Below are 15,675 nucleotides of genomic sequence, written 5' to 3'. Positions count from 1 at the left end.
ATTTTTACCTCAGCGATGAACCCCACCCTGCGTCAGCTTCTCTGGGTCCAGCAACCGCTCCAACTCCTCACGAGACAAGTCCGTTTGCTCGCTGGCCACGTCGATGATCGCACGCCCCTCTCGATAAGCTTGCTTGGCAATCGATGCCGCTTTGTCGTATCCGATGATGGGGTTCAACGCCGTCACCAATATCGGGTTTCGGGACAGAGCCCGCTTCAGGTTGTCGTCATTTACTTTGAACGTTGCAATGGCTTTGTCCGCAAGCAACGGCATGACGGTGCTGAGCCATTCAAGGCTTTCCAGCAGATTTTTAGCCACCAACGGCAGCATGACGTTGAGTTCGAAATTACCAGACTGCCCTGCCACGGTAATGGCGGCATCGTGGCCGATGACTTGAGCCGACACCATGGCAACCGCTTCGGGTATGACCGGATTCACTTTCCCCGGCATAATCGAGGAGCCCGGTTGCAATGCTTCCAGTTCAATCTCGCCAAGACCCGCCAAGGGTCCCGAGTTCATCCAGCGTAAATCATTCGCGACCTTCATCAGAGTGACCGCCAGTGCTTTTAATTGACCGGACAGTGCCACCGGAATATCCACCGAACTGATTTGGGTGAAAAAGTTGTCGGCTGGCTGAAAAGTCAGACCGGTTTTTTTACTGAGGGCATCACTGAATGCGGCCGCAAAGGCGGGTTCCGCATTAATGCCCGTGCCAACCGCCGTACCGCCTTGAGCCAGTGTCTGTAACTCGGGCTGCATCCGTTTTAAGCGAGTCCGATGCTGCTCCAGCTGACCGGCCCAGGCCATTAAGCTTTGGCTCAGCCGAACCGGCATCGCATCCATCAGGTGAGTGCGGCCGGTTTTTACCACGCGCTCATGGTCCCGGGCTTTTTCTTTAATCGTGGTAATCAGGTGAGTCAAAGCCGGTAACAGTTTTTCCGACAGCGCGAGCGCTGCACTGACGTGTATCGTCGTTGGAATGGTATCGTTGCTGCTTTGCCCGAAGTTAACGTGATCATTCGGCCCAACGGTTTCACCGCAGCGCAATGAAGCCATTCTCGCCAGAACCTCGTTGGCATTCATATTGGAGCTGGTGCCGGAGCCGGTTTGGAAGACGTCCACCGGAAAATGCGTCATGTAATCGTCTGCTAACAGTTCATCGACCGAGGCACAGATACCCTCGGCGATGCGCCCGGACAGCGCTCCGGACTGAGCATTAGCTTTCGCGGCAGAGTATTTAATCAACAACAGAGCCCGGATAAAGGCTGCGGGAAGCGGCTGCCCGCTGATCGGAAAGTTGTTCAGCGCCCGCTGTGTCTGGGGGCCGTAGAGGGCATCGATTGGCACCTGCAACTCGCCCATGCTGTCTTTTTCAATCCGGGTCTTGGCCATACTTGCCTCACATCACACGCGTTTCTCTATCACATGGGTCGGAAACAAATGAGTTCAAGGCATCATTTTGAAGCAAGTATGTTCCAAGTGCTTTCTAGGAACAAAAAAGGCGAGCCGAAGCTCGCCTTAGTTTGCTGATAATCCCCGCCGACAAAAAGGTAGTTCTCAAATGGATCGCTGCAAGTATCGTCCTGATACGCTCGACGAAAACTTCCGTGTTTTCGACGTCCATTTGAGAACTACCTTTCCATCGTCTTGAGCTCGCTGGTAACTTTGTCATCAGTCTGAGGCGAGCCGAAGCTCGCCTTTCTGTTCACCGTTTGTCTGCGGCGTTATTCGGTTTTAATACGCATAATCGCGCGGACATCGTTGGTGAAGTTATCACTGTCGATGTAACCGATGGCACCCGGATTGCTCATGACAGCGGCAATGACCGCCGCATCGCTGTCCAACTGCTCCGGTGGTGTTCCTTCGCCGGTGAACAGAGCCTTCGACCACAGTCGCTTAAACTGCACTGGCTTCTGCTTGACGATTTTGTCCAGAAACAGGTCCGTCAAAGGTGAGCCTTCTGCCTGCATGATGGGCTGCGCATCGGTTCCGTCTTCGAACCGGGACTCGCGACCCTGATACAGATTTTTAACAAACTTCACGCTGATCTGGTTTTCATTATCGGCGTTTACGATCACCAGCAGATCGGCGCTGGCCATGGCAGACAACCCTGCCCAGAGCATCAGAGCCGTCAGCGCTGAGCTCATGTACTTAACTAAATTCATGATTCTCACCCTTAAAATACAACGTCGACAGCAACAGAAATAACCTGAGCATCAGTGAATGGTTGAATGAAGCTTGGATTTACCAGCTGCTGTACGGCAGATGGTAAATACTCTGAATTATCCGTTCTCGATGTGTATTCCACTTTCAATGCTGCGGCGATATCAAAGTCCCAACGAACACCAGCAGTCCAGGAAGATACGTCTTGAAGATAGTCTTTGGCCGAAACCGGACCATACTCAACACTTGAAGTACCTAACTGTTTAAAAGAAGACAAGGTGAAATGTGGTGTAAAAGACCCAACTCGATAACCGGCGGTGGCATACCAAGCCGCTTCGTTATTGTTCAGCTTGACGCCATCTTCGTTTTCTAGGAACTGAGTCAATGTATATTCTGCATTCAACAGCAGCGAACCGTTATCGTACAAAGCAGAAGCAGACGAAAACGCAATTGGCATGTTGAACTGACTGGAGTCTTGACGAGTGATGGTGATGTCATCGTCATGGCTATAAGACCCTCGCAGGGAAAAACTGCCGTTTTCCAGTTGAACAATACCACCTAGAATGCTGTCGAAAACAACTTCGGAACTGGTCTCCGGATCGACACCGTCAGTCTCACCAAAGTAACCCGTTGCCGTGCCATACCAGTTTCCAAGGGAAAACTCGTAGTCGGCACTGATCCCTTCCAGACTGGTCAGGAACACGTTGTACAGGTCGACTGGTGGACGTATCCACACATAGGAGTAACCCAGATCCAGTGAACTGGAGTAGTTATAAATCGGCATACGAATGCGACCGAACTTCAGGTCGACGTCGTTGAACAGTTCGTAGTTCACATACGCCCATTCGAACTTCACACCGAAATCGCTGGTCGCGTAACCGGTCAACTGGGCCGTGGCCGACAGTCGATCGTTTACCGTCGACATGCTCTGGATGGCCACCATGGTGTCCGGTTTAATACTCAGTTCATTCACGAACTGACTGTTAAAGTTTGCCGGATCAGTGATGTACTTCTGATCCTCCTGCAGGGTCATACCGGCCCCAACCGAGATGAAACCGTTCAGACGAGTCTCGAAAGCCTGCGCTGCCATCGGACTGGCAGCCACTCCCGCTAAGACCCAAGGTAATAGCTTCATGTTCTACTCCAAAGTCTTCTGTTGTTATAGTTTAAAAGAGTGCTCAATGAGCAGTGTCAGGGTGTCGTCCTGTACCCAACCCGGGAAAGCCGAAACGGATCCGACCCGGTCCATCGCCTGCTCAACTTCCTGATTCAGGATGTTGTGTCGAGAGCGTCGGGTTATTTTGACGTCGGCAATTGAGCCGTCAGCACGAATGACCACTTCGGCGGATACGTCACCTTCCTGTTTTAAATCCTGAGCCCAAAACGGGTACTCAATGGCAGAGGTCAGTTCAGCACGGACTTCATCTTTGTATTTTGCCCAGGCTACGGCCTTCTGAACGCTGGTCATTTCCCCTTCCGGGTCGAGCCCTTCCGGCGGTTCTGGCGCCGTGGGTACTTCAGCAACGCGATCTTCCAGAGTGAACTCGTAATCCACCACGACGCGCATTTGCTTATCGTTTATCTGTACCGGGAATGGCTTAAACGGCGCAGCGCGGTTCACGGCATCGCGCAACTCCTGACCTAATAATCCGGCATCCGCTGGCTGCAGACCAGTCACCCCAAGCAACTGCCCTTGGCTACCAACGACAAACTCAATGCTAATCACGCCTTCTTGATTAAACTGACGGGCCCACTCCGGGTAGGACACGCGCTTGTAAACATCGCGCAGGACTTCCCAGCGATACAGGTCCAGCGCGTATTGCTGTGCCTGCGTGCGCAGTTGCGCGGCCTGTTGTTCGCGCTGACGAGCGGCTTGTTCGCGGGCAAGTTCAGCGGCACGACGTTCGGCTTCTTGCTGAGCAAGCAGCGCCTGCTGCACCTCTTCGGAATCTTCTTCGCTTTCTTCAGCTTTCTGACGGGCCTGCTCGGCCTCACGTCGACGCTGTTCCGCCAGTTCCAGTTGGCGTTGACGCTCTTGCTCAAGACGCTGACGTTCAGCCTCGGCCTGACGGCGTTCTTCTTCCTCGCGCTCGCGTCGGCGTCGTTCTTCTTCCCGAGCCTCTTCCAGCGCCAGACGAGCAGCTTCTTCAGCGGCTTGCCAACCTGAGACCAACCCTTGACGATCCGGGGCAATGGCCAGTTCATTCACCCGTGTCTGCAACACAGAGCGTCGGGTGCCGACATCGGTGCGATTGCCGAGAATCTGCGATTGATACAACCGGGAATGCGGAACATCGCCAATCCAGCTTTTCAGAATGGCCTTAAAGAACGCCTGTCCTTCGTACTGAACAACCCGCTCGCCGTTCAGGAACACCTCTGAACCGTTTGCGGGGGTATATTGCACAACAATTTCATCGCCAGCGGTCAGGCTCTGTTGTGGGAAGGTGGTAAATGCCAACAGACGCGACGTCAGTTCTGCGTTTTGTGACATGTCATTATTCAACGCCAGATCCTGGCGCCAGAACTGTGCAAACTTGCGCTGACTCCACCGTCCGGCCGTGACTTTCATGACCATTTTCTGAGGACGGGTATCGGCGATGATGGCCTGTCGGTCCGCTTCCGCTTCCGGCAGATACAACGCACCGATGTAATATTCTTTACTGAGCTGTTCGTACGGGGAAATCCCGTTCAGGTAGGTCTGCGAAAAGGCAGAGCCGATCAACAGGGCAAACAAGGCACTTAAAAACAGGAAACGCATCATAATCAAAATACAAATCGGTCACAAAACTGCAGGCGATTGTAAAGAATCGCCCCATTACCGCAATTTTATTCACGACATTGATGCAGATTAATGAGGCAGCGGAAAGGATGGTTCTAATTTGACCAGCATTTACAGGGAAAATCCCGAGATCGGGGCCCGAAACCGCCCTGACAGACCGTGTCGGGCAGTCGCTATGACTGGCTTGTAAAAAAGCTCAATGATTGGCTGTCGAACACCCCCGAACCGGCGGCGCTCAAACGGCGATTGAAACTTATTGGAAGTAGGCGTTTTCGGTTACGGTGTGGTCGGTGACGTCCCGCACTCCGGCAAGTTGCGGAACCCGCTCCATCAGTGTTTTCTCAACACCGTCTTTCAACGTCATGTCCACCGCAGAACAACCCTGGCAGCCACCACCAAAGCGCAATACTGCCACATTATCGTCAGTCAGCTCTTCCAGCGAGACATCCCCGCCGTGCGCCGCCAGACCTGGGTTAATCTCAGTGTACAGGATGTAATTGACCTGATCCGGCAATGGGCTGTCTTTGGTCACTTTCGGCATTTTGGCGTTCGGTGCTTTAATCGTCAGCTGTCCGCCCATGCGATCTTTCGCGTAGTCGACCTCGGCCTCATCCAGATACGGCAGACTGTTTCGCTCCAGATACACACGAATATGACTTAACTCGACGAGTTCATCATCGGGTTTTTCTTCGCCGGGGCGGCTGTAGGCAAGACAGGTCTCGGCATACTTGGTGCCTGGTTGGGTGACGAACATCCGCACGGCCATGCCTTTGGTGTTCTGTTTTGCAAGCAGTTCAGCCAGATACATCTGAGCTGACTCGGTAATATTCAGGGCAATGTCCATCCAATACTCCAAAGACGTCTGTATTTTTGCCGCATTCTACCCAATCCGGCGCTGATAAAAAATACCTGAGTAATTTAGTCAGCTTTATGGCGATCGTCCAACCAGAAATCAAGGGGTTGTTTCGTTTCGGCCAACATCGCCTTTCACGACCAGCAAAACTATATCAAAATATTTTGATATAGCTTGAATTTCGCGTGTTTTTAGGCTTTCATTGCGCTCATCATCCGTTTCGAAGGCAGTATCCGACATGAGTCACCGAGAACAGCGAATCAAAAACCTGCATCAGGCCATCCGTGAACGGATTCTGATACTGGACGGTGCCATGGGCTCATTGATCCAAAGCTATCAGCTTGAAGAGCAGGATTACCGCGGCGAGCGCTTTGCCGACTGGCCTTCTGACCTGAAAGGCAATAATGACCTGTTGACCTTAACCCGCCCGGACGTGATCGAAGCCATTTACACGGCCTACCTGGAAGCGGGTTCGGACATCATCGAAACCAACACCTTTAACAGTACGGCGGTCTCTCAGGACGATTACGGCATGCAGTCTCTGGCTTATGAACTGAACCGTGAAGGGGCCGCGCTGGCCAGACGGGCCTGTGATGCCATGACCGCGAAAACGCCGGAAAAGCCACGTTGGGTCACCGGCGTTATTGGCCCCACCAGCAAGACGCTGTCCCTGTCACCAGACGTCAACAACCCGGGCTATCGGGCCATTACCTTCGAAGCGCTGGTCGAAGACTACAAAACCGCGACCCGAGGCCTGATCGACGGCGGTGCCGATCTGCTGCTGATCGAAACCATTTTCGACACCTTGAACGCCAAAGCCGCCATCTTCGCGATTCATTCGGTGTTTGATGAAGTCGGATTCGAACTGCCGATCATGATTTCCGGCACCATCACCGATGCGTCCGGACGCACCCTGTCCGGCCAGACCACAGAAGCATTTTATTACTCGGTCAAACACGCCAAACCACTGACTGTGGGCCTGAACTGCGCATTGGGGGCAGATGAACTGCGTCCTTATGTCGAGACGCTGTCGAGCATTGCCGACTGTTATGTGTCTGTGCACCCCAACGCCGGGTTGCCGAATGAGTTTGGCGAGTATGATGAGTCGCCGGAAGAAATGACGTCGGTCGTTGATGAGTTTGCCGCCTCTGGCTTTGTAAACATCATCGGTGGCTGCTGCGGGACCACGCCAAAACACATTGAACTGATTAACGCGGCCATGCAGAAGCATTCGCCACGACAACCAGCAGCGGATCCGCATCGCATGGCCCTGTCAGGCCTCGAACCCTTCGTGCTGACCGACGAGTTGAACTTCGTGAACGTGGGTGAGCGAACCAACGTCACCGGTTCGGCTAAGTTCCGCCGTCTGATTAAAGAAGAACTGTATGACGAAGCGCTGGATGTAGCCCGCGAACAGGTTGAAAACGGCGCGCAGATCATCGACGTCAACATGGATGAGGGCATGCTGGACTCCGCTGATGCGATGACGACGTTCCTGAACCTGATTGCCTCTGAACCTGATATCGCCCGTGTACCGATCATGGTGGACTCGTCTAAGTGGGACGTTATTGAAGCCGGTTTACGCTGCGTGCAAGGCAAAGCCATCGTTAACTCAATATCGCTCAAAGAAGGCGAAGCAAACTTCCTGCATCAGGCCAAACTCTGCCAGCGCTATGGTGCAGCCGTTGTGATCATGGCGTTTGATGAAACCGGTCAGGCGGATACCCGAGAACGGAAAATTGAAATCTGTCAGCGCAGTTATGACTTACTCACTGCGCACGGCTTTCCGCCCGAGGACATCATCTTTGACCCGAATATTTTTGCGGTTGCCACCGGTATTGATGAACACAACAACTACGCACTCGATTTCATCGAGGCGACCGATCACATTCGCCGTAACATGCCTTATGCCAGTGTCAGCGGCGGGGTATCCAATGTGTCGTTCTCGTTCCGGGGGAACAACCCGGTTCGTGAAGCCATTCATTCCGTGTTCCTCTATCACGCCAGTAAAGTCGGCATGAACATGGGCATCGTGAACGCCGGCCAGCTGGTGATTTACGATGACATTCCGGATGAACTGCGTGAGCGTGTCGAAGATGTGATTCTGAACCGGCGCAATGACGCCACTGACCGACTGCTGGAAATCGCCGAAAAATACCGAGGCGATGGCAAAACCGAGGTCAAAGAGGATCTCGAATGGCGTTCTCTACCGGTCAACAAACGTATTGAGCACGCGCTGGTCAAAGGTATTACCGCCCACATCATTGATGATACTGAGGAAGCCCGACAACAGGCGACCGCCCCCATCGATGTCATCGAAGGGCCATTGATGGACGGTATGAACGTCGTCGGTGATCTGTTCGGTGCCGGTAAAATGTTCTTACCGCAGGTTGTGAAATCGGCCCGGGTGATGAAACAGGCCGTCGCCCATCTGATCCCCTTCATTGAGGCGGAAAAATCAGCCGACGCCAAACCGAAAGGTAAGGTTCTGATGGCGACCGTGAAAGGCGATGTTCACGACATTGGTAAAAACATCGTCGGTGTGGTGCTGGCCTGTAATAACTTTGATGTGATCGACTTGGGCGTCATGGTTCCGGCTGAAAAAATCCTCAAGGTGGCCCGTGAAGAGAACGTCGACGTTATCGGTCTGTCCGGTCTCATTACCCCCAGCCTGGATGAAATGGTGCACATTGCCCGCGAGATGCAGCGACAGGACTTTCATCTGCCGCTGATGATCGGCGGTGCCACCACGTCCAAAGCTCACACTGCGGTAAAAATTGATCCGCAGTATCATAACGATGCCACCATTTATGTGACCGATGCGTCCCGGGCGGTATCTGTCGTGCAATCGCTGTTGAATCCAAAACAGAAACCCATTTTCGTTGCCGAAAGACAGGCCGAATACGAAACGGTTCGAGAGCGGAACAAAAACCGTAAGTCCAAAGCACTGCACCCCTACCCACAAGCCTGCGAGAATGCCGAGAGCTTTGACTGGGACAGCTATACACCGCCTGTGCCGGCCTTTACCGGCACCCAGGTGTTTGATAACTACTCCGTCAAAGAGCTGCGCGACTACATCGACTGGACACCGTTTTTTAATACCTGGGACCTGCACGGTAAGTACCCGAAAATTCTCTCTGATGAGAAGGTCGGTGAAACCGCAACGTCGCTGTTCCAGGATGCGCAGGCCATGCTGGACAGAATCATCGACGAAAACTGGCTGACACCGAAAGCCGTCGTCGGTTTCTGGCCCGCCGCTCGAACGAGCGCCGATACTATTCAGGTTCAGGAAGATCATGGCACAACGGATCTTGAGCACTTGCGCCAGCAGAGCATCAAACCCGATCAGCAGCCAAACTATTCGCTGGCAGACTTCATTGCACCCGACGGTCACGGCAGTGACTACCTTGGTGGCTTTGTGGTCACCACTGGACACGGTGTCGATGAACGTGCCAATGCCTACGAACAGGCCGGAGATGATTATAACTCCATCATGCTGAAGGCACTGGCCGATCGTTTGGCCGAAGCCTTTGCCGAGCGCATGCACGAACGGGTGCGTAAGGAGTTCTGGGGCTACGATCGTGACGAATCGCTCAGCAACGACGAGCTGATTAAAGAGCGTTATCAGGGTATTCGACCGGCACCGGGTTATCCGGCCTGCCCGGATCACACAGAGAAAGCCAAACTGTTTGATCTGCTCAATGCCACGGATGCGACCGGCGTAGCACTGACCGATTCTTTCGCGATGATGCCTGCGGCCAGCGTTTCCGGCTGGTACTTCAGCCATCCTCAGTCGAAATACTTTGGTGTCGGAAAAATCAGCCGTGATCAGGTTGAAGACTATGCTCAACGCAAAGGCATGACGATGGAAGAAGCCGAACGCTGGCTGAGCCCGAACCTGGCGTACGAGCCGACAGCCTGAGACATTTTCCGTTCAGTTAGATTGCCTGTGCTATAGTCAAAAAAGGCATCTGACTGGCTGGGATCATGCGTTGGTACCACCGACCATTACATGTACTGATGGCGATCACTCTGACGATTTTCGTTGGAACGGTACTGATGTATCTGCTGAACCATTGGCAGGATCTGGCCAAGGCTCAGAGTGATCCGCCCAGCGGACTGTCCTACGAGTTTGCTTATCTGAAAGAGGAGGTCGCGGTTGCTGACCTCCTTCGCCTGCCGGATTCGGCCTTTACCGGCAGTGACTGGAATCAGATCCCGTTAGGCTTTAGTGATCAGACCTATTGGCTCCGCATTACCCTAGATAACCAAACCAGCTCTGCCCGGGACCTCGTTTTAGTTCTGGACAACCCAATGATTAATCGTCTCGAGGTTTTCAGCACCAACGCTGATGGGTTGCCTGAACCCTTGTTGGTGACCGGAGATCAAACGCAAAACCCCGTTCGTCTGCAACTGATGCTGCCTCATGTTCCGTTCCGCCTATCCGATATCCCCCAGCGCTTTTATATCAAAGCGCAGACTAACGGCGCGCCCATCGTTCCCGTGACCATTCTGACCGCAGATGGGTTCAACCAACTGGAACAAAGCCTCCATCTGATCTGGGGGTCGTTCTGCGGCATCATCCTGTTAATGGTGGTTTATAACCTGGTGTTGTACATGGGTTTGAAAGACGAAACTTATGTTTACTACTCCGGCTATATCTTTTCACTTCTGCTGTTATTAGGGGTGGCGCATGGTTACGGGTACTACCTGTTTCCCCGCTCACTGCAACAGTGGTTGTCTGCCAACATCATCAGCCTGAACGCGCTGGCTACCTTAATGACTTTTTTGTTTGCGAGCAGCTTCCTGCGTTACTCGGCTGAACAGGGACCATTATCCCGAGTCATGCTGACCGTTCGTCATGCGTTATGGATCTACCTGGCATTCACCCTGGTCGCTCCGGAACACATCGAGGCGCAGATCTACCCATTCATTCAAGCCGTGGGTTATGTCGTAGTGATGGCGATGATCCTTTACCGGATACCGGAAAAACTTACCTGGACACGTTACTACATTATTTCCTGGCTACCTCTGTATATCGGTGGCGCTATCGCATTCCTGTTATTCAGCGGTGACATTGAGTACAGCTTCCTGACACGCCACGCCTTTTTGTTTTCCATTGTTCTGGAAATGGCGCTGATTTCGATGGCCCTGGCGGATCGTTTTTCGACCCTCGAAAAAGTCAGGCTTTATCAGGCGACTCATGATGAAGTTGTCGGACTGGCCAACACCGGCTTGCTTAAAGAGGCCATAAAAACATCGATGGCTCAGAGCATCGAACCGCGCCTGACGTTAGTTGCCATTGAAATTTCAAATCTGGATTCCATACGCCCCTACCTTCGGGATCAGGAAATGAGTGATCTGTTCCACGCGATCAGTCAGTCGTTTGATACCGAACTGAGTGGCTATGGACATCTGCATACCATTGATGATCAGTCTGTTCATCATCGACATTGCGCCGTGTTGCGTGGCGAGATTCTGTGCTTTCTGATGGATAATCACAGCCGTTCCCATCTGGATGCAACATTGAAAGCACTCAGTCAGCGCGATAACTACAATCCAATGCCAGACTCCTTGCCATTTCGCATTCAATGCCATTTTGCCGGCGCGATTTTACAAAACAACACTCAGGCAACAGAACTGCTCAGACAGGTTCGCCACGCGTTGCAGACCGCTAAAACCAGTCAACAGGCCTATCACATTTACCAGCCACTGGAAGTTCAAAGCCAGGGGCTGCATGTTCGCCTCGCTCAGGATCTGGTGAATGCCATCGAAGCGGGCGATCTGGAGTTATACCACCAACCGCAAATCAGTTTAACGCAACCTGAAGACCGAGCTTCTGAAGTGCTGCTGCGCTGGCATCATCCGACCGAAGGTTTGATCCCGACCATTGATGTCATCACCATCGCAGAACAAACCGGCCTGATTCGCAGCTTGACCCGATGGGTACTGAGCGCTGCGTTTTCGCAAACCAAAACACTGCGACAATTGGGCTACTGCGGTATCCGCGTATCCATCAACATTTCGGCAAACGATTTATCCCATCGGGGATTTTCATCCGACGTCATTGGTCTGCTGGACAGCACCGGGTTACCCGCCGACATTTTCACCCTGGAAGTCACGGAGAGTATGCATTTGTCCGATCAGGCCGTCTTTCAGCAGAATTTCACCGAACTGAGGGATCATGGATTTCTCTTTGCCATTGATGACTTCGGTACCGGCTATTCATCGCTCAGTTACGCGAACGAACATCCCTTTTCAGAACTGAAAATTGACCGAAGTTTTGTCACCGACATGCTGAACGATCCAAAACGCCAAACGATCGTATCCGCGACGGTGTCCATGGCTAAGAAACTGAAACTGATTGTGACGGCAGAAGGCATCGAAGACGATGCGACCGCCGAAACACTGAAAGCTCTGGGTTGCGATAAATTACAGGGCTTCGGCTTTGCACGTCCGATGCCCTTCAGTGACTATCAAGCCTGGCTCAATGAGCAACAGGGCCCCTTGAGTGAACACGCAGCGAAATCTGATGCAGAAACCACGTCAACGCTGCGGGAAGATCGTCACTGACTCTCGGCGTGTTTACCGATTTGATATTCGCGCAGTTTGTTGGCAATCGCGGTGTGTGACACACCCAGTTTTTTGCCGAGCTGTCGGCTGCTTGGGTAAGCCGGATACAACCGCTTTAACAACTCCGATTCGAAGCGTTTCATCGCCTCTTCTAACGTTCCTTCAAAGCTTTCGTCAACGTATCCCCAACCGCTTGAGAAACTGGGCAACTGTAAGTGCTCGGGTTCCAATAAATCCCCTTCCACCAGCGAAACGGCGCGCAACAAGGCGTTTTCCATTTGCCGGACATTACCGGGCCACGGATATTGCTGCAAAGCATTCTGGCAAGCCGAAGATATCCGGACGCGTTGACGATGAGGTTCCGCAAAGCGGGCAATAAAGCGCTCAGCCATAGGAATGACATCGGACTTACGATCGCGTAACGGCGGAATATGCAGCGTAAGAACATTGAGCCGGTAATATAGGTCTTCACGAAACTCGCCAGATTGACACAACTCCAGCAGATTTTTTTGCGTCGAACAAATGATCCGTACGTCCGCCGTGTATTCCTGCTCGTCACCAACACGCCGGTAGGAGCCATCCTGCAACAGACGCAGAAATTTATTTTGCAGCAGGCGGGACATGTCGCCGATTTCATCAAGGAAGACGGTTCCGCCTTCGGCCAGTTCAACAATGCCTTTCTTTTCGGTGGTGGCCCCTTCAAAAGCACCGGCCGCATAACCAAACAGCTCACTTTCGGCGACATCATCGGGTAACGCCGCACAGTTCAACACCAAAAACGGCTTGTCTTTGCGCAGACTGTGTTGATGACAAGCCTTGGCTAACAGCTCCTTACCGGTACCGGTTTCACCGCTAATCAGCAAGGGCGCATCCAAACCCGACATTCGTTTGGCCTGTCGTATTACTCGCTTCATGCTCTGGCTTTCAGCGATGATCATTTCGAACTGACCGGTCTGCTTATGATAGGCCGTCATCTGGCGACCCAGTTTTTCCGGCGACTTAAAGGTGATGACACCGCCGGCAAACAGCATGCCTTCTTCGTCGTTTTCAATGTGCACAGGATAAATGTCGGCCAGGAAGGTACGACCTTTGAATTGCAGATGAACCGACTCCGACTCCGGATCTTCTGTGGATAGCCATTTATTAAAGTTAAATCCGCGCACCCAGTTCTTCAGCAGTTTCCGACGAACTTCGTCTTCCGGCAGCTGAAGAATGTCCAGAGCCGCTTCATTGGCAATAACAACGTATCCTCGTGAATCAATGGAAATCACCGGTTCTGGCAGCGTTTGCAACAAGGTTCGCATTTCCTGTTGCTCACGCTCCTTCGGCATATAGGGCACCAGGGAAACGTCATGCACACCGGGAATCAGCCGTATTTCCGGCATCAGGTGCTGAAACTCATCGAACTCCACGGTTGGAAAATTAAGAAATATCTCCCCGCTGGGGTCAATTTCGATCCCACGCAGGTCGATTTCGTGATTGACCAGAATATCCAAAATTTCCGCGCAGATGCCCAGGCGCTCTTCGCAACGGATGTAAAGTCGCATGTCCGTTCTCTCCGACAAAGACATGGGTCGCCCTTAAAGCGCCCATTATTTCTTGTAATTAATTATTTGCAGGAGAGCAAATTGCACGAAATCGCCATTTTTGTCAATCAGACTTTACGACTAAGTGCTATTGGCGTTCAATTTTGGATCATCGTCCTCAAGCTGTCAGCGCAGGTTGACGATCATGCGGACTCGCCACCTGAGGCAGCTCAACCCCTTGCCAGGCCACTTTGACCAACTCATCAAGTGATTGCTCAGGAAAAGTCATCAGCCAGCGCGCCAGTAACTCAGGCACATCCGGGTAATTCACCTGACAGACCACTGCTTGCGCCAGGAAGCGCTGAAGGCTTGCCGTATCGATACTGCGTGTCGATAAGCCTAAACCCAACTGACTCAGTGCCAGGGCATTGGATGACTGCTCCATCTGCCCTTTCAGGGGTTTTACCATCAGGCGTCGCCCCAAGCTCAGAGCCTCGGAAGCCAGCTCAAAGCCCGCGTTACAGATCACACCATCGGTGGCGTGCAAGCTGTCCTTAAAGCCGTCGCGGGAAAACCCTTTCACAACCACATTTGAATACCGTCCGGGTTCGATGTCCGCACAATGAAAAACGAAGGCATGATCCACTGACTGCAATGTCTTCAGTACGGAGGCACTGTGCTCGAATGGCAGGTAGACCAATGTCCGATTCACCCGAACCACGTCAGTCGGATGATCCGCCTCAATGATCGGCGGCAAAATGGGTTGATTGAAGTGATGCCAATGAACACCAACACCCAGTGAAACCGGGGCGAACCACTTCATAATGGCGTCACTGGCAAAAGAATGTGCCGCCTTTGGAATGTCATGGTCAAACGCATATTGATGGCCAATACCAATGCACGGCAACCCTTGTTTTTTGGCTGCCCAGGCAACCACCGGTTCGAAATCAGTAACGGCCAGATCATACTGAGACAAATCGAGCGTACGAATATCCTGATACATCTGCCCCAAGGAGGCTTCGGCAAATGTCTTCAGCAAATCGATTTTTCCGGACTTCGTTGCGAACGTCAGTCCCTTAAAGACTTTAAAGTCCCCAAAGGCCTCCATATCAAAAAATTTGCTCCGTTCACGCCCGGAGAACACCCAATCGACCTCGATGCCTTTTACCGCAAGCGCTGCCTGCATGGCCCGCGCGCGGGTAATATGCCCGTTACCAGTCCCCTGAACCCCATAAAGCAGCTTCAAAACACACCTCCTGATGTTAGAACGACGAAACCGACCGTGCTGCCCAATGCCGCCCCGACCAGGGTGTCCGTGGGAAAATGGACGCCCAGAAACACTCGCGACAACCCCACCAGAACGCCCCAAAAGACCAGTAGAGGCAAAAGCGAGGGAAACTGAGAGGCCACCAGCACGGCAAACAGAAAGGCCGCTGAGGTGTGGCCGGATGGAAAACTGAACTTGTCCGAAGGAATAATGAAACTGGTGAAATCGTGAATGGCATCCGCCGGGCGGTTGCGTCGGCAGCTGTTTTTCAACACCCAATAGATCAATCGCTCGATCAGGAAGGCCGACACAAACAGCCGCACATAGGCATTACCTTCCGACCATTCCAGAGCGCCATAACCCACAATAAAGACCAGATACAGCCAGCCATCGGCGGTCCTGGATACCGCACGACCAATGGCGGTCAGGGTTTCCCGACGGCGACGGGCCATACACCACTTAAACAATGACAGGTCTATCTGCTGAACCGGCTCCAACCAACGCATAACGCATC

General features: G+C 52.7%; 10 protein-coding genes. 2 read left to right on the top strand and 8 right to left on the bottom strand.

Annotated elements, in window-relative coordinates:
* Nucleotides 1-9: 9 nt before the first annotated feature.
* The 5 genes from MED297_RS16300 to nfuA form a co-directional block, all read right to left on the bottom strand.
* Nucleotides 10-1,392 (bottom strand): class II fumarate hydratase, encoded by a 1,383-nt coding sequence (locus MED297_RS16300; RefSeq protein ID WP_008046864.1) that lies wholly within the window; start codon nucleotides 1,390-1,392, stop codon nucleotides 10-12.
* Nucleotides 1,393-1,724: 332 nt separating this feature from the next.
* Nucleotides 1,725-2,165 (bottom strand): hypothetical protein, encoded by a 441-nt coding sequence (locus MED297_RS16295; protein ID WP_008046862.1) that lies wholly within the window; start codon nucleotides 2,163-2,165, stop codon nucleotides 1,725-1,727.
* 11 nt (nucleotides 2,166-2,176) lie between these two features.
* Nucleotides 2,177-3,298, bottom strand: a complete 1,122-nt coding sequence (locus MED297_RS16290; RefSeq protein ID WP_154650980.1) for a hypothetical protein — start codon at nucleotides 3,296-3,298, stop codon at nucleotides 2,177-2,179.
* Nucleotides 3,299-3,322: 24 nt separating this feature from the next.
* The gene (locus MED297_RS16285) at nucleotides 3,323-4,924 is read right to left on the bottom strand and encodes a TonB family protein (RefSeq protein ID WP_008046858.1); all 1,602 of its coding nucleotides are present in this window, start codon (nucleotides 4,922-4,924) and stop codon (nucleotides 3,323-3,325) included.
* Between the two features lie 271 nt (nucleotides 4,925-5,195).
* Entirely contained in the window at nucleotides 5,196-5,786 is a 591-nt protein-coding gene (gene nfuA, locus MED297_RS16280; protein ID WP_008046857.1) for a Fe-S biogenesis protein NfuA, read from the bottom strand.
* Between the two features lie 247 nt (nucleotides 5,787-6,033).
* Between nfuA and metH the strand changes: the two genes are divergently transcribed.
* Together metH and MED297_RS16270 are read left to right on the top strand one after the other, a co-directional pair.
* Entirely contained in the window at nucleotides 6,034-9,717 is a 3,684-nt protein-coding gene (gene metH, locus MED297_RS16275) for a methionine synthase (RefSeq protein WP_008046855.1), read from the top strand.
* Nucleotides 9,718-9,782: 65 nt separating this feature from the next.
* Nucleotides 9,783-12,368: an EAL domain-containing protein gene (locus MED297_RS16270; protein WP_008046854.1), complete on the top strand. Its 2,586-nt coding sequence runs from the start codon at nucleotides 9,783-9,785 to the stop codon at nucleotides 12,366-12,368.
* Here the strand turns inward: MED297_RS16270 and tyrR are convergent.
* The 3 genes from tyrR to MED297_RS16255 all read right to left on the bottom strand — a co-directional run bounded on the left by tyrR (nucleotide 12,362) and on the right by MED297_RS16255 (nucleotide 15,667).
* Nucleotides 12,362-13,915: a transcriptional regulator TyrR gene (gene tyrR / locus MED297_RS16265; protein ID WP_008046853.1), complete on the bottom strand. Its 1,554-nt coding sequence runs from the start codon at nucleotides 13,913-13,915 to the stop codon at nucleotides 12,362-12,364. The genes MED297_RS16270 and tyrR overlap by 7 nt on opposite strands.
* Before the next feature lie 157 nt (nucleotides 13,916-14,072).
* The gene (locus MED297_RS16260) at nucleotides 14,073-15,140 is read right to left on the bottom strand and encodes an MJ1255/VC2487 family glycosyltransferase (RefSeq protein WP_008046851.1); all 1,068 of its coding nucleotides are present in this window, start codon (nucleotides 15,138-15,140) and stop codon (nucleotides 14,073-14,075) included.
* Nucleotides 15,137-15,667 carry a phosphatase PAP2 family protein gene (locus tag MED297_RS16255; protein ID WP_008046845.1) on the bottom strand — a complete coding sequence of 177 codons (531 nt, stop codon included), beginning with the start codon at nucleotides 15,665-15,667 and terminating at the stop codon, nucleotides 15,137-15,139. The genes MED297_RS16260 and MED297_RS16255 overlap by 4 nt, the downstream gene beginning before the upstream one ends.
* Between the last annotated feature and the right edge of the window lie 8 nt (nucleotides 15,668-15,675).

It is taken from the genome of Reinekea blandensis MED297 (assembly GCF_000153185.1).
Lineage (GTDB): Bacteria > Pseudomonadota > Gammaproteobacteria > Pseudomonadales > Natronospirillaceae > Reinekea > Reinekea blandensis.
The sequence above is the reverse complement of the archived record's forward strand: the minus strand, read 5'-3'. Positions and strand labels throughout refer to the sequence as shown.